The organism is Citrobacter sp. L55 (assembly GCF_002850715.1).
Classification (GTDB): Bacteria; Pseudomonadota; Gammaproteobacteria; order Enterobacterales; family Enterobacteriaceae; genus Citrobacter; species Citrobacter braakii.
In genome coordinates this window covers 1-21,770 of record NZ_KZ559409.1, presented here as the reverse complement: position 1 = coordinate 21,770, position 21,770 = coordinate 1, and the positions used below count along the sequence as shown (strand labels likewise).

The following is a 21,770-nucleotide window of genomic DNA, read 5'->3' as shown; positions in this document are numbered from 1 at the left end:
CGCCATCATAAAAAAAGGCCACTCTTTAAGAGTGGCCGATACGAGTATTACTGATTACCGATTTGATCGCCGTACGGCAGGCTATCGTAATCAATCAGGGCATTCTTTTTGTACGGATTGCCAATCCAGCGGGTCGTCTCTTTGAACTGCGGGCTGGTAATGGATCGGGTCGGATCGAAACCGTCGTAGGTGAATCCCGCTAAATCAGACCAGGTGTGGATAAGCTCTGAGCTGCTGTATTTACGATTCACATCCTGTGAGAAGTCACGCGGGTGTGCAGCCTGCCATTTTTCAGAGGTCCACAGCAGGAACGGTACCGTATACATATGGCGCGTCGGGTTGTCTTCATTACGACCCTGCGTTTTATGCGGTGGCGTATCGTATACCTCCTCCCCGTGATCGGAGAAGTAGAGCAGGAAGCCGTTCGGATCGGTCGCTTTATAGTCTTTGATCAGACTGGCAATGATATGGTCATTGTAGACATTCGCGCTGTCGTAATCGTTGTATGCTTCCAGCTCATCATCATCCAGGCCGGGGGGAACATGGTCGACATTGTTATCGAATTTACCCTGACCATCCGGATAGCGGAATTTGTACTTAATATGCGTACCCAGCAAGTGCACGATGATGAACTTTTTCGGTGCCGGGTCGGCCAGTACTTCTTTAAATGGCGCCAGCACATTGCTGTCATATTCGCGCGCACTTTGCGTACGCTGCTGATTCATATAGAACTGCTTATCCGTCTGCTTAGAGAACACGGTCAGCATGGTGTTGCGAGCCGTCATCGTCTGCTGATTGGTGATCCAGAAGGTTTTATAACCTGCCTGTTTCATCATATTCATCAGAGACGGTTGAGTCAGGTACAGGTCCGGATTCTTCTCGTTGGCGAAGGTCAGCGCCTGCTGCAGGATTTCAATGGTGTACGGACGTGAGGTCACGACATTATTGAATACGGTGAAGTTAGGATCGGATTTATGCAATGCATCCAGTTCTGGCGTCGTTTCGCGCGGGTAACCATACAGGCTCATGCGACCACGCTGCGTTGACTCGCCAATGACCAGCACCAGCGTACGTGGGGCATCGCCGGAGTTATCTCTGAAGTTAGCCAGCGGCGGCAGGGCATTGTTCTCATTCAGCAGGCTATTGAGTGAGGTCAACTGCTGACGGTACTGATAATACCCGGAGATGAATTGCCACGGTGCGGCGGGCTCCATACGTGAGGCGAGACCATTCAACGTTTTTTCAAACGGCTTGTGTTTGATGAAAGTGTTAACGGCTATCGGATGCAGAATCAAACCGTATAACAACGCAAATGACACCAGATAGCGCCAGGGCGATGGAATATGAACAGGGCGCAGACGCGTCCACAGCAGAATAGCGATAGCTGTATAGGCCAGGGCGATAAGAACAATTTTTAGGCTGAAATACTGGCTGAGATATTCGCTGGCTTCGTTCGCATTGGTTTCAAACATCACGTACAGAACGCTTTGCGAGAACTCTTGTCCGTAGATGACGTAATAGCTCAGAGCAGCCAGCGAGGCCGCCCATAGCACCATGCCAATGACGGCAGCAATAATACGGATACGGTTTGGAAATAAAAATACCGGGATCAACCACAGCGAACTGAATAGCAAGGAGTCGCGTAATCCATTAGTTCCGCTATATCCGGTTAAACAAATAACGACCTGGAGTAAAGTGGAAAAAAACCAAAAATAGAGGAGCGCCCAACCCAGGGCTTTCCAGCTAAATTTAGGTTTAGACTGGAGTTGTAAGGATTGCATAATGTGAGCCTGTCTTTAATCGTAGCGCCAAGAGTAGCGACTTAATATTAAGAGGAACTTAAGCATCACGATCTTAGGATCGTGTTTTGCTGTTGATATATTCACAATGTGAATATATTCAGGCGGGAATATATTGAAAAAGAAGCGGTTATGACAGCAGTTTTTGTTGTCGCCTTCATACAATAGCACGAAGGCGACGAGGGAGGACGTTAGCCTGTATTACGCATGCCGGCTGCGACACCAGCGATTGTCACCATCAGCGCTTGTTCAACGCGCGGATCCGGTGCATTGCCTTGCTCTTCTGCCAGGCGTGAGCGGTGTAACAGCTCAGCCTGTAAGACATTCAGCGGGTCAGTATAAATATTTCTTAACTGAATGGACTCGGCAATCCACGGCAGGTCGGCCATCAAATGTGAGTCGTTGGCAATCGCCAGCACGACATCGATATCGGCTTCCAGGCGCTGACGCAGCTCTTCACCCAGCGGCCACAGCTCTTTTTTGACCAGGCGCTGATCGTAGTATTCTGCCAGCCACAGATCTGCTTTGGCGAAAACCATTTCCAGCATGCCAAGACGTGTGGAGAAGAATGGCCAGTCGCGGCACATTGCTTCGAGTTCGCTTTGCTTACCGTCTTCAACCACTTTTTGCAGTGCGGTGCCTGCACCCAGCCACGCCGGGAGCATCAGGCGGTTCTGCGTCCAGGCAAAAATCCACGGAATTGCGCGCAGAGACTCTACCCCGCCGGTTGGGCGACGTTTTGCCGGACGTGAGCCGAGCGGTAATTTACCCAGTTCCTGCTCTGGCGTTGCGGAGCGGAAGTAGGGGACGAAGTCTTTGTTTTCACGTACATATCCACGATAGAGCTCACAGGAAATATCGGAAAGCTCATCCATAATGTGACGCCAGTTATCTTCCGGCTCTGGCGGCGGTAACAGGTTGGCTTCCAGAATTGCTGCGGTATACAGCGACAGGCTGCTGATGGTCACTTCCGGCAGGCCGTACTTAAAGCGGATCATCTCCCCTTGTTCTGTCACGCGCAGACCGCCTTTCAGGCTGCCTGGTGGTTGAGAAAGCAGCGCCGCATGCGCAGGCGCGCCACCGCGACCAATGGAGCCACCGCGACCGTGGAACAGCGTCAGTTCGATACCGGCTTTTTCGCAGGTTTTGATCAACGCGTCCTGCGCCTGATATTGCGCCCAGGAGGCCGCCATCACGCCTGCATCTTTTGCGGAGTCAGAGTAGCCAATCATGACCATCTGTTTGCCCTGAATAAAGCCACGGTACCAGTCAATGTTCAGGAGCTGAGACATGACGTCATCGGCGTTGTTGAGGTCGTCCAGCGTTTCAAACAGCGGGGCAACCGGCATAGCAAAACCGATACCGGCTTCTTTCAGTAGCAGATGTACGGCCAGTACATCCGATGGTGTTTTCGCCATTGAGATAACATAGGCGGCAATGGAGCCATACGGGGCTTCGGCAATGACCCGGCAGGTGTCGAGCACTTCGCGGGTGTCGTTGCTCGGCTCCCAGTTACGTGGGAGCAGCGGACGCTTGGAGTTCAGCTCGCGGATCAGGAAAGCCTGTTTATCCGCTTCCGACCAGTTTTCGTAGTCGCCAATGCCCAGATAACGGGTCAGTTCGCCAAGGGCTTCAGTGTGACGGGTGCTTTCCTGACGAATATCAATACGTACCAGCGGTACGCCGAAACATTTCACGCGGCGTAGGGTGTCGAGCAATTCGCCATTGGCGATAATGCCCATGCCACAGGCCTGCAGAGACTGATAGCACGCATATAGCGGGTCCCAGAGCTGTTCATTTTGGGTGAGAAGTCCCGCAGGTTTCGGCAATTTCTCGCCTTTCAGACGGGCTTCCAGCCAGGCCTGGGTTGCCATCAGACGTGAACGCAGGGTTTTCATCAGATAACGGTAAGGTTCTGCTGCGCCTTCTTCGCCCACCAGCGCCAACAGTTCCGGTGTGGCATCCACCATCGACAGCTCAGAAATCAGAAACTGAATGTCTTTCAGGAACAGATCGGTCGCTTTCCAGCGGCTGAGTAGCAGCACGTGACGGGTGATATCCGCCGTTACGTTCGGGTTGCCATCGCGGTCGCCGCCCATCCAGGAGGTAAAGCGAACCGGGACAAAATCAACGGGCAGCTTATAGCCCAGATGCTCTTCCAGTTGTTCGTTCAGCTCGCGCAGATAATTTGGTACGCCTTCCCACAGGCTATTTTCAACCACCGCGAAGCCCCATTTGGCTTCATCAACCGGGCTTGGGCGCAGCTTGCGGATTTCATCCGTATGCCAGGACTGGGCAATCAACTGGCGCAGACGGCGCATCAGCTGATGGCGCTCGTAATCGACGAGGTCTTTGTTATCAAGTTGCTTGAGACAGGCGTTCACTTCACCCATTTTATGGATCAGCGTACGGCGGGTGATCTCGGTCGGGTGGGCGGTGAGAACCAGCTCCAGGGAGAGAGATTCGACGGCTTTTTTGATGGTGGCTTCATCGAGGTTGGGCTGCTCTTTCAGTTTACGCAGAGTGCGAGCAATCACTTCCGGGTTGCTGGCTGCTTCGCCTTTTGGCGAAATGCTGTGGTACTGCTCGGCGGTGTTGGCCAGGTTCAGAAACTGGCTAAACGCGCGGGCAACCGGCAGCAGCTCGTCGTTAGACAGGTTTTGCAGCGTAGTGAGCAGCTCCTGGCGATTGACTTCATTGCCGGCGCGGGATGATTTGGACAACTTACGGATTGTTTCTACGCGGTCAAGAATGTTCTCTCCCAGCGCATCCTTGATGGTCTCCCCCAGCACTTTGCCGAGCATACTGACATTACTACGCAACGCGGAATATTGTTCGTTCATATTAACCCAGACACCCCATCTTTAATTTATGCGTCCTGTATCTTTCGCGCGACATCGGCGTTGGCTGCGCTTGCCCACCCGGTCACTTACTTATGTAAGCTCCTGGTATGAGCTCGCTTGCCGCCTTGCTGTGACACGAAATCTCTCGGACTTTGTTTGTTAGCCGTCTTTTATAAAGCCACGTAAAAGTCGTGACGTCAATTGCTGCGAAATCGGTTCAGCAAACGAAAAAATGACGGGAATTTACGTTATTTAATTCACATCGAATCAAATAAGCTTTGCTTATGGAAATGTTAATAAATTACCTCGCTTACCACTAAAGGGTTAGCGAGGCGATAAGCGGTTAATGCCAGCAGAAATGATGCACAACCTGGGTGATCAATTCGCGGGTTGGCTTAATAAAACGAGTTTCCAGATACTCATCCGGCTGATGCGCCTGATTAATGGAGCCAGGCCCCAACACCAGCGTCGGGCAAAGCGTCTGGATAAACGGCGCTTCGGTGCAGTAGTTCACCACCTCAGTCTGTGCGCCCAGCAGTTTCTCAACCACTTGTACCAGTTGATGATCCGGTGGGCACTCATAGCCTGGAATTGGCGGGTGCAGCTCCGACACCGTCAGGCGACCCGGCCAGCGCTCGCTGACCGGGGTCAGCGCGTCGTTAAGTAAGCCATTGAGATCGTTAAGCGTCATGCCGGGCAGTGGGCGAATATCCATATGCAGCTCGCAGCAGGCGCAGATTCGGTTAGCAGCGTCGCCGCCGTGGATGTGACCCAAATTTAACGTCGGATACGGGACGGTAAAAGCATCATGGTGATAGCGCTCTTTCAGATCATCGCGCAGATTCATGATATGGCCGATGGCATCATGCATCAATTCAATGGCATTCACGCCACGAGCCGGATCGCTCGAGTGACCCGATTGTCCCAAAATGCGAATCGCATTAGAGATATGACCTTTGTGCGCGCGGACAGGTTGCAAAGAAGTGGGTTCGCCAATGATCGCGCAGTCCGGGCGTAAAGCGGTGGTTTCAGAGAAATAACGCGCTCCCGCCATGCTGGTCTCTTCATCGGCAGTAGCCAGAATGTACAGGGGCTTTTTCAGTTGAGTGACGTCGACGTCACGCAGCGCGTCGAGGATAAAGGCGAAGAAGCCTTTCATATCTGCCGTACCCAAACCGTAGAGCTTATTGTCATGCTCGGTCAGGGTGAACGGATCGCGCGTCCAGCGTCCGTCGTCAAAGGGGACGGTATCGGTATGGCCCGCCAACAACAAACCACCGGCTCCCTGTCCAATGCTTGCCAGCATATTGAATTTATTGCGCGTGTCGGGAACCGGCTGGACCTCCACATTAAAGCCTAAATCTTTGAACCAGCCCGCCAGCAGAGTGATTAAACCTGCATTACTTTGGTCGAGCGCTTCTTCGGTGGCGCTAATCGACGGCATGGCAATCAGAGCGCGGTATATCTCGATAAATGGCGGTAAATTGTTTTTCATTGTTGACACACCTCGGGTCATGATAGTATCAATATTCATGCAGTATTTGTGAATAAAAATACATTAACGTTGAGCGTAATAAAACCCACCAAGTGTAAGGTGAGGTGATAAAGGCTTATATCTGGCAACAGAATCTAAGAAGGTGAGCAGCCCCGATGTTGAATACGCTGATTGTGGGCGCCAGTGGCTATGCCGGCGCAGAGCTTGTGACCTATGTAAATCGCCATCCTGATATGACCATAACCGCTTTGACCGTCTCAGCGCAAAGCAATGATGCAGGAAAATTAATCTCCGATTTGCATCCGCAGTTGAAAGGCATTGTCGATTTACCGTTACAGCCAATGTCAGATATCAGCGAGTTTAGCGCAGGGGTGGACGTTGTGTTCCTCGCAACGGCACATGAGGTGAGCCATGACCTGGCCCCGCAGTTTTTGCAGGCCGGATGCGTGGTGTTTGACCTCTCGGGCGCGTTTCGCGTAAACGACGGCGCGTTCTATGAAAAATATTACGGCTTTACCCATCAGCATCCCGACCTGCTGGAGCAGGCGGTTTATGGACTGGCGGAGTGGAGCGCAGACCAACTGAAAGACGCGAATCTGATTGCCGTGCCGGGTTGCTACCCGACGGCGGCGCAGCTGTCGCTGAAACCACTGATTGATGCTGGGCTGCTGGATCTCAGCCAGTGGCCGGTAATTAACGCCACCAGCGGCGTGAGCGGCGCGGGACGTAAGGCGGCTATTTCCAACAGCTTTTGTGAGGTGAGCCTGCAGCCGTATGGCGTGTTTACCCATCGCCATCAGCCGGAAATCGCTACTCACCTTGGTGCGGAGGTGATCTTCACCCCGCATCTGGGCAACTTCCCGCGCGGAATTCTGGAAACCATCACCTGCCGTTTGCAAGCGGGCGTAACCCATGCGCAAGTGGCTCAAACGTTGCAACAGGCGTATGGCGATAAGCCACTGGTGCGTCTGTATGACAAAGGCGTTCCGGCGCTGAAGAACGTGGTTGGCTTACCGTTCTGTGATATCGGGTTTGCCGTACAGGGTGAGCACCTGATCGTGGTGGCAACTGAAGACAACTTATTGAAAGGCGCGGCGGCACAGGCGATGCAGTGCGCAAATATTCGTTTTGGCTTTGCTGAAACGCAGTCTCTTATTTAAGGGTGCAACGATGAATCCATTAATTATCAAGCTGGGCGGCGTTTTACTGGATAGCGAAGAGGCGCTGGAGCGTCTGTTTACCGCACTGGTGAATTATCGTGAGTCGCATCAGCGACCGCTGGTCATTGTGCACGGTGGCGGCTGCGTGGTTGACGATCTGATGAAGCAACTGAACCTGCCGGTGAAAAAGAAAAATGGTCTGCGCGTCACGCCAGCCGATCAAATTGACATTATTACCGGCGCCCTGGCGGGAACAGCGAATAAAACCTTACTGGCCTGGTCGAAAAAGCATCACATCGCATCCGTGGGTCTGTATCTTGGTGATGGCGACAGCGTAAAAGTGACGCCGCTCGATAAAGCGCTGGGTCATGTTGGACTGGCGCAGCCGGGTTCGCCTAAGCTGATTAACACACTGCTGGAAGGCGGTTTTCTGCCGGTAGTTAGCTCCATTGGCGTTACTGAAGACGGACTGCTGATGAACGTTAATGCCGATCAGGCGGCAACGGCGCTGGCGGCAACGCTGGGTGCGGATCTGATCCTGCTCTCTGACGTAAGCGGTATTCTGGATGGAAAAGGCCAGCGTATTGCCGAAATGACCGCCGCGAAAGCGGAACAACTGATTGAACAAGGTATTATTACTGACGGCATGATCGTGAAGGTCAATGCGGCGCTGGATGCCGCGCGCACGCTGGGTCGCCCTGTGGATATTGCCTCCTGGCGTCATGCCGAGCAACTTCCGGCGCTGTTTAACGGCATGCCAATTGGCACGCGGATTTTAGCGTAAGTTTTTATTGAATGACCGTGGGCTGGGTAAGCGTAGCGCCACCCGGCGGAACTAACGAATAAAGGAACGATGTTATGGCACTTTGGGGTGGGCGTTTTACACAGGCAGCAGATCAGCGGTTCAAACAGTTCAACGACTCGTTGCGTTTTGACTACCGCCTGGCAGAACAGGATATTGTCGGCTCTGTGGCCTGGTCTAAAGCGCTGGTAACGGTCGGCGTACTGACTGCCGATGAACAACTGCAATTGGAAGAGGCGCTGAACACTCTGCTGGAAGAGGTTCGCGTTAATCCGCAGCAGATCCTGCAAAGCGATGCCGAAGATATTCATAGCTGGGTGGAAGGTAAGCTGATTGATAAAGTCGGCCAGCTTGGTAAAAAACTGCATACCGGACGTAGCCGTAATGACCAGGTCGCGACCGATCTTAAACTGTGGTGTAAAGACACGGTTATTGAATTACTGTCGGCCAACCGTCAGCTGCAAAGTGCGCTGGTGGTGACGGCAGAGAATAACCAGGACGCCGTCATGCCGGGTTACACCCACCTGCAACGTGCGCAGCCGGTGACGTTTGCTCATTGGTGTCTGGCCTATGTCGAAATGTTGGCGCGTGACGAGAGCCGTCTGCAGGATTCGCTCAAGCGTCTGGACGTCAGTCCACTGGGCTGCGGCGCGCTGGCGGGTACGGCGTATGAAATCGATCGCGAGCAGCTGGCCGGTTGGCTGGGCTTTGCCTCGGCGACGCGTAACAGTCTGGACAGTGTTTCTGACCGTGACCACGTGCTGGAGTTACTCTCCGACGCCTCTATCGGCATGGTGCACCTGTCGCGTTTTGCTGAAGACCTGATTTTCTTTAATACCGGCGAAGCGGGCTTTGTCGAGCTGTCCGATCGTGTAACTTCGGGTTCATCTCTGATGCCGCAGAAGAAAAACCCGGATGCGCTGGAGTTGATCCGTGGCAAATGCGGTCGCGTGCAGGGTGCGCTGACCGGCATGATGATGACCTTAAAAGGTCTCCCGTTGGCGTACAACAAAGATATGCAGGAAGACAAAGAAGGGCTGTTCGATGCGCTCGACACCTGGCTGGACTGTCTGCATATGGCTGCGCTGGTACTGGATGGCATTCAGGTGAAACATCCGCGTTGTCAGGAAGCGGCGCAGCAGGGTTATGCTAACGCCACCGAGTTGGCGGATTATCTGGTAGCAAAAGGCGTCCCGTTCCGCGAAGCACACCATATTGTGGGTGAGACGGTGGTCGAGGCGATTCGTCAGGGCAAACCGCTGGAAGCGCTGTCGCTTGCCGACTTACAAAAGTTCAGTCAGGTGATTGGCGATGACGTTTATCCGATCCTCTCGTTGCAATCGTGCCTGGATAAACGTGCGGCGAAAGGCGGCGTGTCGCCACAGCAGGTGGCGCAGGCGATCGACTACGCGAAGGCGCGGCTGGTGTAAAAAAAAAGAACCCCGTCGCTGTGAGCAGACGGGGTTCTGACTTTATGCGAAAAGGATTATTTCAGCATATCTTTCGTAACAACCAGTTTGGCGACGGTTGCCGGATTCGGTGTAACACGTTCAACGACAATGGTTTCACCTTCGGAGATGTCTCTTTCACCAGACGTTACCGTGGTGATATCTCCCGCTGTTTTGACAGAGCTGTAATAGCAGTTACCGTTGTCACAACTGAAGATGTAGTTACCGTTTTTCGCGTCACCCATCACTTTCACGACCCACGCAGAACCGTTCGCTGCTTTCCAGCCCAGCGCTTTGGCGTCAAAATCAACAACCACATTCGGTACGCCGTTGATTTTTTTAACCGTCAACGATTTCACTTCACCGGCATCCTTGACCGGATTGTTACCTTCCTGCATATCCCTCGTCACAGTGAGCTGTGCCAGGATTTCAGGATTCGGATTGGTACGTTTAACGGTGATCACTTTTCCTGGCGCTAACATGTAGGACATGCCACCGGTCCGTACCGTGCTTTGCGTACCGTAGTTAGAACGGTAGCTGTAGTAGACACTGTTGCCGGAGGTAGAGAAGGCATATTTACCATCCACATCTACCGAGTAACTGTTACTGCCGCTCAGCTTGCTGGTATCGAAATTTACATTGATGCGCTGCTGACCATCAAAAACATCGATATAAACCGCTTTCACATCACCGGCAAGATCGGTAGACGCTTCATCTGCGGAATTGTCATGCGTAAACGGCGCAAATACCTGGCTGTATGCGTACATCGGTGCCTGCTGTGCGGTCATGCCGCTGTGCTCCGGGCTGACCTGCTTCGCCACGCCCGGCTGATCGCGCGTCATCGACCACGCGCCAATCATGCCGAGGTTGCGTTTTTTCGCGTCGTCCATCACCAGTTTCGCATCGGACAGATAGAACACTTCGCCCTGTACATCGTTGTAACCGATCATCGGGGTGGTGCCCATCATGGCGTTGATCTCTTTGTCAGATTTCTCTGGCCAGATTTTCTTCAACTGGGTGAACATGTTGTCGATGGCGGACGTGGCGCATTTACCGTGGATGTTCTGCCCTTCGGTACCGTCTGACTGGCAGACGGCATTACCGTAGTCCATGGTCATTACGTTAATACCAGCCAGCTCAACGCCGACATGGCGCGCATTTTCCAGCACATACAGACCTTCAGCCGTCAGACCGGTCGGCAGAATCGGCAGGGTGTACCAGATACCGACTTTGCGACCTTCCTCTTTCCACTGAGCCTGAACCTCTTTTACTGCCTGGTTGCGGCGATCGATGGAATCCTGATCGGCCACCCATGTGCCTTCGATGTCAAAATCCAGCACGTTCAGGTTCAGGTTATCAACAATGTCGTAGTAGAGTTTTTGCAGATCTTTCACATTCTTACAGGCAGCCGCCAGCGGGGAGTTATTCGCTCCGCCAATGGAAACCATCACATCGCCACCGGCTTCACGCAGCGCTTTTATTTTACTGTACTGTGAGTAATCCTGCAGATTATAGGCCGTACCCCAGGTTGGGATGCACTGCTCGCCACTTTTCGCGACGACAAACGCCATGGTGAAGTGGGTAATGTTTTGCTCTTTCGCCAGTTTCGCCAGATCCGGAATGCTGTTCAGGCTAAAGTCGACGTATGGTGCATAAACGTGGGCAGGCCACGGATTCTTCGGCGTCCCTACGCGCTCTTTGGTGCCAGTCCAGTTGGTATAAATTGCCCATGGGTTTTTATCATACGGCATAACGCCTTTGACTTTCGTCTGAGCGACAAAAGGCGTTCCTTTGTACACCGCCAGTTTGCCGGGTTCGTAAAACGCAATGGAATTGATCTGTGGGGCATTCTTAAATTGTTCCTGGGTGAATTCGACCGTTGGGCCTAACGGTTTCCACGGACGGCCATTGGTGCCGGTCGGGTTCTGGTTACCTGCAATAGAAGGGTTTTCGCCAACGGTATAGTACAGTGCTTCATAAGACTGGCCGTCAACTTTGACCTCGTCCCCTTTGTTGTAAACCTGGCTGGAACGCCAGTCGGGTACTGGCGTATAGAGTTTCCACGGATTGTCGGCACCTGGGGTGAAGGAATAAGCCGGAATGGGCCTGGACGCTTCATATGTCACATCCTGATAAGCGACAATATCATCTTTGGCATAATCTTTTTCGGCGCTGAATGCGTCGTGGGCAACAGGCGTGGCGCTCCCGGATTCACAAGTGGTTGGGTTGCCATATTGATCGATTTCCGCTTTTGTGGCATCGCGCACATAACTCCACGGATTATCCCAGTTTTCAGCTGACGCGCCCTGTGGGCAATTATCGGCATTTACATACCAGCGGTTACTATAAACTTTACTGTCAAAAATAACTTCAATGGTGTTTCCACCTGCCTGACCGCTCCAGGCTTCCAGAGCGAATGCGTTTGCGGCGCACGACATCAGGCCTGCCGCGAGAAAATATCGCGAAATAGTATTGAGTTTCATAAAAGATTCCATTCGATAAATATTAGAAAAATATGGGTGAATGTACTCTAAATAATTAGAGTGGCGAAGAAACGAGTGTTCTTGCGATTTGCCATATATTGAATATCGCGCGGTTATTATTTATGAACCTGACAGGGCGTCAAATATATAAATGATACAAAATGTTTTTGATTATTTTAATTTAATATGGTTTTAATTTAAATAATCGGATGAGAATATGTAATTTATATTTTGTATATATTTTTTTGAATGTATTCGCGCCGGGCGCAAAAAAAATGCGGACTCAAGGTCCGCAAAAGTTCACGTTGGCTTTAGTTATTTCGAGTATGAGAGAAACTCTCAAAACGGACAGTAGCTTCAAGGGTTAAAGGGGTACCGTTCCGTTTCTGTGGTGCATTATTAAACAGAAAGCTTGATAGGGATAATCGTTCGTTGCTATTCTACCTATCGCTACGAACTATCGTGGCGATGGAGGATGAATAATGAATATTCGTGATCTTGAATACCTGGTGGCGCTAGCCGAACATCGTCACTTCCGACGAGCGGCAGACTCCTGTCACGTTAGTCAGCCAACGCTGAGCGGGCAGATCCGCAAGCTGGAAGATGAGCTTGGCGTCATGCTGCTGGAGCGTACGAGTCGCAAAGTACTGTTCACTCAGGCAGGTTTACTGCTGGTGGATCAGGCGCGCACCGTGCTGCGCGAGGTCAAAGTGCTCAAGGAGATGGCAAGCCAACAAGGCGAGACAATGTCTGGACCGCTGCATATTGGTTTGATCCCAACGGTGGGGCCATACCTGCTGCCGCATATTATTCCTATGTTGCACCAGACCTTCCCAAAACTGGAAATGTATCTCCATGAGGCGCAGACGCATCAGCTGTTGGCGCAACTGGATAGCGGTAAGCTCGACTGCGTCATTCTGGCGCTGGTGAAAGAGAGTGAGGCGTTCATCGAAGTACCGTTATTTGATGAGCCTATGCTGCTGGCGATCTATGAAGATCACCCATGGGCAAACCGCGACTGTGTGCCGATGTCCGATCTGGCGGGTGAGAAACTGCTGATGCTAGAGGATGGCCACTGCCTGCGCGATCAGGCGATGGGCTTCTGCTTTGAAGCGGGTGCTGATGAGGATACCCATTTCCGGGCGACCAGTCTGGAAACGCTGCGTAACATGGTGGCGGCAGGTAGCGGTATTACCTTACTGCCCGCGCTGGCCGTGCCGCCGGAGCGTAAGCGTGATGGCGTTGTCTATTTGCCCTGCATCAAGCCAGAACCGCGCCGTACGATTGGCCTGGTGTATCGTCCAGGTTCGCCGCTGCGCAGCCGTTATGAACAGCTGGCAGAGGCCATCCGTGGGTCAATGGATGGCCATTTCGACAGTGCGTTAAAACAGGCGGTTTAAGCCATTTAGCGCTGCTACCCGATAGGCTTCCGCCATGGTTGGGTAGTTAAAGGTGGTGTTAACGAAGTATTCGATGGTGTTACCACCACCTTTTTGCTCCATTATCGCCTGACCGATGTGAATAATTTCGGCCGCGCGTTCCCCAAAGCAGTGGATCCCCAGAATCTCTTTCGTTTCGCGATGGAACAGGATCTTCAGCGTTCCGACACTCATACCCACGATTTGCGCACGTGCCAGATGTTTAAACTGGGCGCGGCCAACCTCGTATGGAACTTTCATGGCTGTGAGCTGCTGCTCGGTTTTACCGACGGAGCTGATTTCCGGAATGGTATAAATCCCGGTCGGGATATCTTCGATCAGATGCGCGGTAGCTTCGCCTTTTACCAATGCCTGGGCGGCAATGCGTCCCTGATCGTAGGCCGCCGATGCCAGACTCGGATAGCCGATCACATCTCCTACGGCATACACGTGCGGCAGCGCCGTCTGGTACATGCTGTTGACCTTCAACTGCCCGCGGCTGTCGGTTTTCAGCCCAATATTTTCCAGCGCCAGCGAATCGGTATTACCGGTACGGCCATTGGCGTACAACAGGCAGTCGGCTTTCAGTTTCTTACCGGATTTCAGATGCATGATGACGCCGTCATCGCAACCTTCAATCTTCTCGTACTCTTCGTTGTGGCGAATGACCACACCGCTGTTCCAGAAGTGGTAAGAGAGCGAGTCGGACATCTCTTGATCGAGGAACGCAAGCAGGCGATCGCGAGTGTTGATTAAATCGACTTTGACGTCCATTCCACGGAAGATCGACGCATATTCGCAGCCAATTACTCCCGCGCCATAAATCAAAACATGGCGGGGTTCATGGTGCAGGCTCAGGATAGAGTCGCTGTCATAAACCCGGGGATGGGAAAAGTCGACATCTACCGGATGATAGGGGCGTGAACCACAGGCGATGATGAACTTATCCGCGGTCAGCGTTTCCACCGTGCCGTCGTGGCATTCAAGGGCGAGTGTGTGTTCATCAACAAAACGGGCATTTCCCTGCAAAATTTCACAGTGGTTGCGCTCGTAAAATCCTTGCCGCATACGCGTTTGCTGATTAATAACGTTATCAGCGTGGTTGAGAATATCGGCGAAAGAAGAACGAAGGAGTCGGGAGTGGTCGCTGTAAAGTGGGTTCTGATTGAATTCAATAATACGGCTGACGGCGTGGCGGAGGGCTTTCGACGGGATGGTCCCCCAGTGGGTACAGCCTCCGCCGACGTTATGATAGCGCTCAATCACCGCGACGCGCGCTCCTTGCTTAACCAGACCCATTGCAGCGCCTTCGCCGCCGGGACCGGAACCTATTACTATTGCATCGTAATCGTAGGAATGTGACATGGTCAGGCTTACCTGTTCTTATACATAAAAGCAACAGAATAGTAACATCGTTGTCGGGATAACCCAATTATCGTTGTGCTTTTTTGCGAACCCGAAGCACAAACTGCGCGTAAACAATCATTCACAAAGCCATGCCAACCGCCTAATCTCTGGTATAGTGCCAGCAAGGTATGTGGAAGGATTCAGACATCGTGATGGGCGTTAGAGCGCAACAAAAAGAAAAAACCCGGCGTTCGCTGGTAGAAGCCGCATTTAGTCAACTCAGCGCTGAGCGTAGTTTTGCCAGCCTCAGTTTACGCGAAGTCGCTCGTGAAGCGGGCATTGCGCCAACCTCGTTTTATCGCCATTTCCGCGATGTGGATGAACTTGGCCTGACGATGGTGGATGAGAGTGGTTTGATGCTGCGTCAGTTGATGCGTCAGGCGCGTCAGCGTATCGCGAAGGGCGGGAGTGTGATCCGCACCTCGGTCTCAACATTTATGGAGTTCATCGGCAACAATCCCAACGCCTTCCGTTTATTATTGCGCGAGCGTTCGGGAACCTCCGCGGCGTTTCGCGCAGCGGTTGCTCGTGAAATTCAGCACTTCATTGCGGAACTTGCGGACTATCTCGAACTCGAAAACCATATGCCTCGTGCGTTTACTGAAGCGCAGGCCGAAGCCATGGTCACCATTGTGTTCAGCGCCGGGGCAGAAGCACTGGATGTTGGCGCCGAGCAGCGTCGACAGCTGGAAGAACGGCTGGTATTGCAACTGCGCATGATCGCGAAGGGCGCATTTTATTGGTACCGCCGTGAACAAGAGAAGATGACGCATCACTCCGAGTAACGAGAAGGACGAGCAATGAAACAGTCAGGTCAAGATAAAGGTACGCTGCTGCTGGCGCTGGTTGCTGGCTTATCGATCAATGGCACATTTGCGGCGCTGTTTAGCTCCATTGTGCCATTCTCAGTATTCCCAATTATTTCGCTGGTGCTGACGGTTTATTGTCTGCATCAACGCTATCAAAACCGCACCATGCCTGTGGGATTACCGGGCCTGGCCGCCGCCTGTTTTATTCTCGGCGTTCTGTTGTACAGCACTGTGGTACGCGCTGAATATCCGGATATTGGCTCTAACTTCTTCCCGGCGGTTCTGTCAGTGATTCTGGTGTTCTGGATCGGCTTTAAAGTGCGGAACCGTAGACAGGAAATCGTGGAGTAATATTTGTAGGCCGGGCAAGCGAAGCGCCCCCGGCCAGGACATCATTTACTTGGCGGTCAGTAATACTCCGCACTCCATATGGTGCGTATACGGGAACTGATCGAACAGAGCCAGGCGTGAAACATTGTGCGTCTGGCTTAACGTTTCCAGGTTCTTACACAATGTCTCCGGGTTACAGGAGATGTACAGAATTCGCGGGTACGCCTGCACCATTTTCTCTGTTTCGCTGTCCAGACCGCTGCGCGGTGGGTCAACGAAAATGGTTTCACACTGGTAACTCTTCAGATCGATTCCCTGCAAACGGTTGAACTCACGAACCCCGTTCATCGCCTGAGTAAACTCTTCGGCCGCCATGCGGATAATTTGTACGTTATCAATATGGTTAGCCGCAATGTTGTATTGCGCAGCAGCCACGGACGGTTTAGCGATTTCAGTGGCCAGCACGCGGTTGAAGTTTTGTGCGAGGGCTAACGAGAAATTGCCATTGCCGCAGTACAGCTCAAGCAGGTCGCCTTTTGATCCCCTGGTGACATCAATCGCCCATTCCAGCATCTGAATATTCATGGCGGCATTCGGCTGGGTGAAGCTGTTCTCAACCTGGCGGTAGATAATCTCTTTACCCGCAACCGGCAAGCGTTCGTCAATGTAATCCTGGTCCAGCTCGATTTTGGTTTTGGTTGCCCGGCCAATCAGATGCACGTTCAGGTTTTGCGCCCGTAACGCATCCCGCAGCGCTTCAGCTTCCTGACGCCATTCATCATCCAGCTTTTTATGGTACAGCATCGATACCACCGCCTGATCGCTCAGGGTAGTGAGGTAATCAATCTGGAACAGTTTGTGGCGCAGGACGTGGTTGTTGCGAACGCCGTCGATCATTGCCGTCATCAGCGTGTTGATAAGCTCGCTGGCCGCCGGGAAACTGTCGACGCGGATACGGCTTTTGGTCTGGCTGTCGAACATGATGTGGTACAGATCATCCCCGTCATGCCACAGACGAAATTCCGCGCGCATACGGTAGTGGCTGACCGGCGAGCGAAACACTTCCGGAACCTGTGCATAAAATGGCGTCATTAAGCTCTGCAGACGCACTACTTTTTCAGCTAACTGGGCGTCGTACTGTTCTGTCGGAAGGTGTTCGGGGGTCATGATGCGTCCTGAAAAATAAAAGTACGCGGGGATTGTAGGGATTGCTCAACAGATGTCCAGTCATTGATGATTTCCGATATTGTGATGCGCGGTCTGGACACCAGGTTGTAACAAACTGTAGCATCCGTTTTCCGGTCCTGTGAGTTAAAAGGGAATCCAGTGTGAATCTGGAGCTGACGCGCAGCGGTAAGGAAGGTAGGAGATGAGCGCACCTGGTGCAGACACTGCGGCTTGCCGTGGGAAGTCATCATCTCTTTAAGTTGCCTCCAAGCCCGAAGACCTGCCGGCTAACGTCGCATCTGGCTTTCATCATCGCGTACTATCGGTGGGACCTGCGGCATCCTTCTTATATTGTGGATGCTTTACAATGATTAAAAAATCGTTGCTGTGCACGGCGCTGTCCGTCACAGCATTTTCGGGTTGGGCGCAGGACACTAGCCCAGATACTCTCGTCGTCACTGCCAACCGTTTTCAGCAGCCTCGTAGCGCTGTACTTGCCCCTATCACCGTTGTTACACGTCAGGATATCGATCGCTGGCAATCCACTTCCGTCAATGATGTGCTTCGTCGCCTGCCGGGCGTGGATATCGCCCAATACGGTGGTATGGGACAAAATTCGTCTATTTCTATTCGCGGCACCAACGCCAGCCATGTGCTGGTGTTGATTGACGGCGTGCGTCTGAACCTGGCAGGGGTTAGCGGCGCAGCCGATCTTAGCCAGTTCCCCGTCTCGTTAGTGCAACGTATCGAATACATTCGTGGGCCGCGTTCGGCGGTTTATGGTTCTGATGCGATTGGCGGTGTGGTGAATATCATTACTACGCGTGAAAAGCCGGGGACGGAACTCACTGCCGGTGTGGGGAGCAATGGGTATCAGAATTACGATGTCTCAACCCAACAACAGCTTGGCGAAAATACGCGCGTCACACTAATGGGCGATTATGCCTATACCAAAGGTTTTGATGTTGTCGCATACGGTAGCACTGGCTCTCAGGCTCAGCCCGACAAAGACGGTTTCTTAAGTAAGACGCTGTATGGCGCGCTGGAACATAACTTTTCCGATACATGGAGCGGGTTTGTTCGCGGCTACGGCTATGATAACCGAACAGATTATGACGCGTATTATTATCCTGGGACGCCGTTAGTGGATACCCGTCAGCTCTATAGCCAAAGCTGGGATGCCGGGCTGCGCTTTAATGGCGAGCTTATCCAGTCGCAACTGGTTTCCAGCTATAGCCATAGTAAAGATTACAACTATGATCCGGATTATGGTCGCTATGACTCCTCGGCCACACTGGATGATATGAAGCAATATAATGTTCAGTGGTCCAACAGTATGGTGCTTGGTCACGGTAACGTAGGCGCAGGCGTTGACTGGCAAAAGCAAACCACGACGCCTGGCACCGGGTATGTCACGGACGGTTACGATCAGCGTAATACGGGTCTCTACCTGACCGGGTTGCAGCAACTGGGCGACTTTACCTTTGAAGGTGCGGCGCGCAGTGATGATAACTCCGAGTTTGGCCGTCATGGCACATGGCAGACCAGCGCCGGATGGGAGTTTATTGAAGGCTATCGCTTTATTGCGTCCTACGGTACATCTTACAAAGCGCCTAATCTCGGACAGTTGCATGGTTATTACGGCAATTCGAACCTGGATCCTGAACAAAGTAAGCAATGGGAAGGGGCGTTTGAAGGCTTAACGGCGGGCGTGAACTGGCGTGTATCCGGATATCGTAATGATATAGACGACATGATCGATTACGACCCGCATACCGAGAAATACTTTAACGAAGGTAAAGTTCGTATTAAAGGTGTGGAAGCGACCGCAAACTTTGATACCGGGCCGTTGGCACATACGCTGAGCTACGATTATGTCGATTCGCGCAATGCGATTACGGACAAGCCGCTCGCACGGCGTTCTAAGAACCAGGTGAAGTACCAGCTCGACTGGCAGGTTTATGATTTTGACTGGGGCCTGACGTATCATTACCTGGGAACGCGTTATGACACTGACTACGTAACCTACCAGCCGGTAAAAATGGGTGGGGTTAGCCTGTGGGATCTTGGCGTGTCATATCCAATCACCTCACAGCTGACAGTTCGTGGTAAAATCGCCAACCTGTTCGATAAAGATTACGAGACAGTTTATGGCTACGCAACTGCAGGACGGGAATACACCTTGTCTGGCAGCTACACTTTCTGATCCGCGCCCCACTGTGCTGGTGTTTGATTCCGGCGTCGGTGGGTTGTCGGTCTATGACGAGATCCGGCGTCTTTTGCCGGATCTCCACTATATATACGCTTTCGACAACGTCGCCTTTCCTTATGGAGAGAAGAGCGAGGAGTTTATCGTCGAACGTGTTGTTGAGATTGTGACTGCGGTCCAGCAGCGCTATCCCCTCTCTCTTGCGGTCATCGCGTGTAATACAGCAAGCACGGTATCGCTCCCTGCATTACGTGAGAAATTTGCCTTTCCGGTTGTGGGCGTGGTGCCTGCTATTAAACCGGCGGCGCGACTCACGGCGAATGGTGTGGTGGGACTGCTGGCTACGCGTGCAACGGTGAAGCGTTCATATACCCATGAGTTGATTGCACGGTTTGCTAACGAATGTCAGATAGCGATGCTGGGTTCCGCTGAACTGGTGGAACTGGCGGAAGCGAAGCTGCACGGTGAAACCGTTTCTCTGGAAGAACTGCGTCGTGTCCTGCGCCCTTGGCTGCGGATGTCGGAACCACCTGACACGGTGGTGCTCGGATGCACCCATTTCCCTCTATTACGGGAAGAACTTTTACAGGTCCTGCCTGAGGGGACGCGGCTGGTGGATTCTGGTGCCGCGATTGCGCGTCGTACGGCCTGGTTATTAGAACATGAAGCGCCAGACGCGAAATCAACTGATGAGAATGTCGCATTCTGCATGGCAATGACCGCAGAAGCCGAACAATTATTGCCCGTGCTGCAGCGTTATGGCTTTAAGACGCTCGAAAAACTGGCTGTTTAGACTGTTTTGGTGGAAAAATAAGCACTCGGAAGATTATTTTAAATTTCTCCTTGTCAGCCTGAAATAACTCCCTATAATGCGCCTCCACTGACACGGAACAACGGATTACACGCCGCCGGGTCAGCGGGGTTCCACTGAGAATCTCGCAGAGAAAAGCAAAAATAAATGCTTGACTCTGAATGAGGAAAACGTAATATACGGGACCTCGCGACAGAGCGCTAAAGCGCGTCGCAACTGCTCTTTAACAATTTATCAGACAATCTGTGTGGGCACTCGAAGATACGGATTCTTAACGTCGCAAGACGAAAAATGAATACCAAGTCTCTGAGTGAACACGTAATTCATTACGAAGTTTAATTCACGAGCATCAAACTTAAATTGAAGAGTTTGATCATGGCTCAGATTGAACGCTGGCGGCAGGCCTAACACATGCAAGTCGAACGGTAGCACANAATTCACGAGCATCAAACTTAAATTGAAGAGTTTGATCATGGCTCAGATTGAACGCTGGCGGCAGGCCTAACACATGCAAGTCGAACGGTAGCACAGAGGAGCTTGCTCCTTGGGTGACGAGTGGCGGACGGGTGAGTAATGTCTGGGAAACTGCCCGATGGAGGGGGATAACTACTGGAAACGGTAGCTAATACCGCATAACGTCGCAAGACCAAAGAGGGGGACCTTCGGGCCTCTTGCCATCGGATGTGCCCAGATGGGATTAGCTAGTAGGTGGGGTAACGGCTCACCTAGGCGACGATCCCTAGCTGGTCTGAGAGGATGACCAGCCACACTGGAACTGAGACACGGTCCAGACTCCTACGGGAGGCAGCAGTGGGGAATATTGCACAATGGGCGCAAGCCTGATGCAGCCATGCCGCGTGTATGAAGAAGGCCTTCGGGTTGTAAAGTACTTTCAGCGAGGAGGAAGGTGTTGTGGTTAATAACCGCAGCAATTGACGTTACTCGCAGAAGAAGCACCGGCTAACTCCGTGCCAGCAGCCGCGGTAATACGGAGGGTGCAAGCGTTAATCGGAATTACTGGGCGTAAAGCGCACGCAGGCGGTCTGTCAAGTCGGATGTGAAATCCCCGGGCTCAACCTGGGAACTGCATCCGAAACTGGCAGGCTAGAGTCTTGTAGAGGGGGGTAGAATTCCAGGTGTAGCGGTGAAATGCGTAGAGATCTGGAGGAATACCGGTGGCGAAGGCGGCCCCCTGGACAAAGACTGACGCTCAGGTGCGAAAGCGTGGGGAGCAAACAGGATTAGATACCCTGGTAGTCCACGCCGTAAACGATGTCGACTTGGAGGTTGTGCCCTTGAGGCGTGGCTTCCGGAGCTAACGCGTTAAGTCGACCGCCTGGGGAGTACGGCCGCAAGGTTAAAACTCAAATGAATTGACGGGGGCCCGCACAAGCGGTGGAGCATGTGGTTTAATTCGATGCAACGCGAAGAACCTTACCTACTCTTGACATCCACGGAACTTGGCAGAGATGCCTTGGTGCCTTCGGGAACCGTGAGACAGGTGCTGCATGGCTGTCGTCAGCTCGTGTTGTGAAATGTTGGGTTAAGTCCCGCAACGAGCGCAACCCTTATCCTTTGTTGCCAGCGGT

At 52.5% G+C, this 21,770-nt stretch carries 14 protein-coding genes, 1 rRNA gene and 1 riboswitch; of the genes, 9 read left to right on the top strand and 6 right to left on the bottom strand.

From position 1 onward, the window contains the following. Positions 1–47: 47 nt before the first annotated feature. From B9P82_RS19345 to argE, 3 genes are all read right to left on the bottom strand, one after another. Positions 48–1,781, bottom strand: a complete 1,734-nt coding sequence (locus tag B9P82_RS19345; RefSeq protein WP_101700763.1) for a phosphoethanolamine transferase CptA — start codon at positions 1,779–1,781, stop codon at positions 48–50. A gap of 209 nt (positions 1,782–1,990) precedes the next feature. After that, positions 1,991–4,642, bottom strand: coding sequence for a phosphoenolpyruvate carboxylase (ppc, locus tag B9P82_RS19340; RefSeq protein ID WP_101700762.1), 2,652 nt, complete (start codon positions 4,640–4,642; stop codon positions 1,991–1,993). Between the two features lie 343 nt (positions 4,643–4,985). After that, positions 4,986–6,137 (bottom strand): acetylornithine deacetylase, encoded by a 1,152-nt coding sequence (argE, locus tag B9P82_RS19335; protein WP_019077897.1) that lies wholly within the window; start codon positions 6,135–6,137, stop codon positions 4,986–4,988. A gap of 155 nt (positions 6,138–6,292) precedes the next feature. Between argE and argC the strand changes: the two genes are divergently transcribed. From argC to argH, 3 genes are all read left to right on the top strand, one after another. Then, positions 6,293–7,297, top strand: a complete 1,005-nt coding sequence (argC, locus tag B9P82_RS19330) for an N-acetyl-gamma-glutamyl-phosphate reductase (protein ID WP_016155287.1) — start codon at positions 6,293–6,295, stop codon at positions 7,295–7,297. 10 nt (positions 7,298–7,307) lie between these two features. Then, positions 7,308–8,081, top strand: coding sequence for an acetylglutamate kinase (gene argB / locus B9P82_RS19325; protein WP_101700761.1), 774 nt, complete (start codon positions 7,308–7,310; stop codon positions 8,079–8,081). Positions 8,082–8,155: 74 nt separating this feature from the next. After that, positions 8,156–9,529, top strand: coding sequence for an argininosuccinate lyase (gene argH, locus B9P82_RS19320; RefSeq protein WP_101700760.1), 1,374 nt, complete (start codon positions 8,156–8,158; stop codon positions 9,527–9,529). A gap of 56 nt (positions 9,530–9,585) precedes the next feature. Here the strand turns inward: argH and B9P82_RS19315 are convergent, their stop codons facing one another. Beyond that, entirely contained in the window at positions 9,586–12,030 is a 2,445-nt protein-coding gene (locus B9P82_RS19315; RefSeq protein ID WP_047415545.1) for a glycosyl hydrolase family 18 protein, read from the bottom strand. Positions 12,031–12,512: 482 nt separating this feature from the next. Here B9P82_RS19315 and oxyR point away from each other — a divergent pair, with 482 nt between their 5' ends. After that, positions 12,513–13,430, top strand: a complete 918-nt coding sequence (gene oxyR / locus B9P82_RS19305) for a DNA-binding transcriptional regulator OxyR (protein WP_003028858.1) — start codon at positions 12,513–12,515, stop codon at positions 13,428–13,430. Here the strand turns inward: oxyR and sthA are convergent. Continuing rightward, positions 13,413–14,813, bottom strand: coding sequence for a Si-specific NAD(P)(+) transhydrogenase (gene sthA, locus B9P82_RS19300; protein WP_016155291.1), 1,401 nt, complete (start codon positions 14,811–14,813; stop codon positions 13,413–13,415). The two genes, oxyR and sthA, sit on opposite strands and share 18 nt — an antisense overlap. A gap of 191 nt (positions 14,814–15,004) precedes the next feature. Between sthA and fabR the strand changes: the two genes are divergently transcribed. Together fabR and B9P82_RS19290 are read left to right on the top strand one after the other, a co-directional pair. Beyond that, positions 15,005–15,640 carry an HTH-type transcriptional repressor FabR gene (gene fabR / locus B9P82_RS19295; protein WP_003028862.1) on the top strand — a complete coding sequence of 212 codons (636 nt, stop codon included), beginning with the start codon at positions 15,005–15,007 and terminating at the stop codon, positions 15,638–15,640. Positions 15,641–15,655: 15 nt separating this feature from the next. Further along, positions 15,656–16,015: a YijD family membrane protein gene (locus tag B9P82_RS19290; RefSeq protein WP_016155292.1), complete on the top strand. Its 360-nt coding sequence runs from the start codon at positions 15,656–15,658 to the stop codon at positions 16,013–16,015. Between the two features lie 45 nt (positions 16,016–16,060). On the opposite strand, the gene trmA is transcribed toward B9P82_RS19290, so the two are convergent. Continuing rightward, positions 16,061–17,161, bottom strand: coding sequence for a tRNA (uridine(54)-C5)-methyltransferase TrmA (gene trmA, locus B9P82_RS19285; RefSeq protein WP_101700759.1), 1,101 nt, complete (start codon positions 17,159–17,161; stop codon positions 16,061–16,063). Between the two features lie 115 nt (positions 17,162–17,276). Then, positions 17,277–17,464: riboswitch (cobalamin riboswitch) on the top strand. 64 nt (positions 17,465–17,528) lie between these two features. Here trmA and btuB point away from each other — a divergent pair. The 3 genes from btuB to B9P82_RS19270 all read left to right on the top strand — a co-directional run. Next, positions 17,529–19,367: a TonB-dependent vitamin B12 receptor BtuB gene (btuB, locus tag B9P82_RS19280; protein ID WP_047497611.1), complete on the top strand. Its 1,839-nt coding sequence runs from the start codon at positions 17,529–17,531 to the stop codon at positions 19,365–19,367. Continuing rightward, positions 19,312–20,163: a glutamate racemase gene (murI, locus tag B9P82_RS19275; RefSeq protein WP_016157938.1), complete on the top strand. Its 852-nt coding sequence runs from the start codon at positions 19,312–19,314 to the stop codon at positions 20,161–20,163. The genes btuB and murI overlap by 56 nt, the downstream gene beginning before the upstream one ends. Positions 20,164–20,635: 472 nt before the next feature. Beyond that, positions 20,636–21,770: ribosomal RNA gene (locus tag B9P82_RS19270) — 16S ribosomal RNA — on the top strand; the annotation flags it as partial.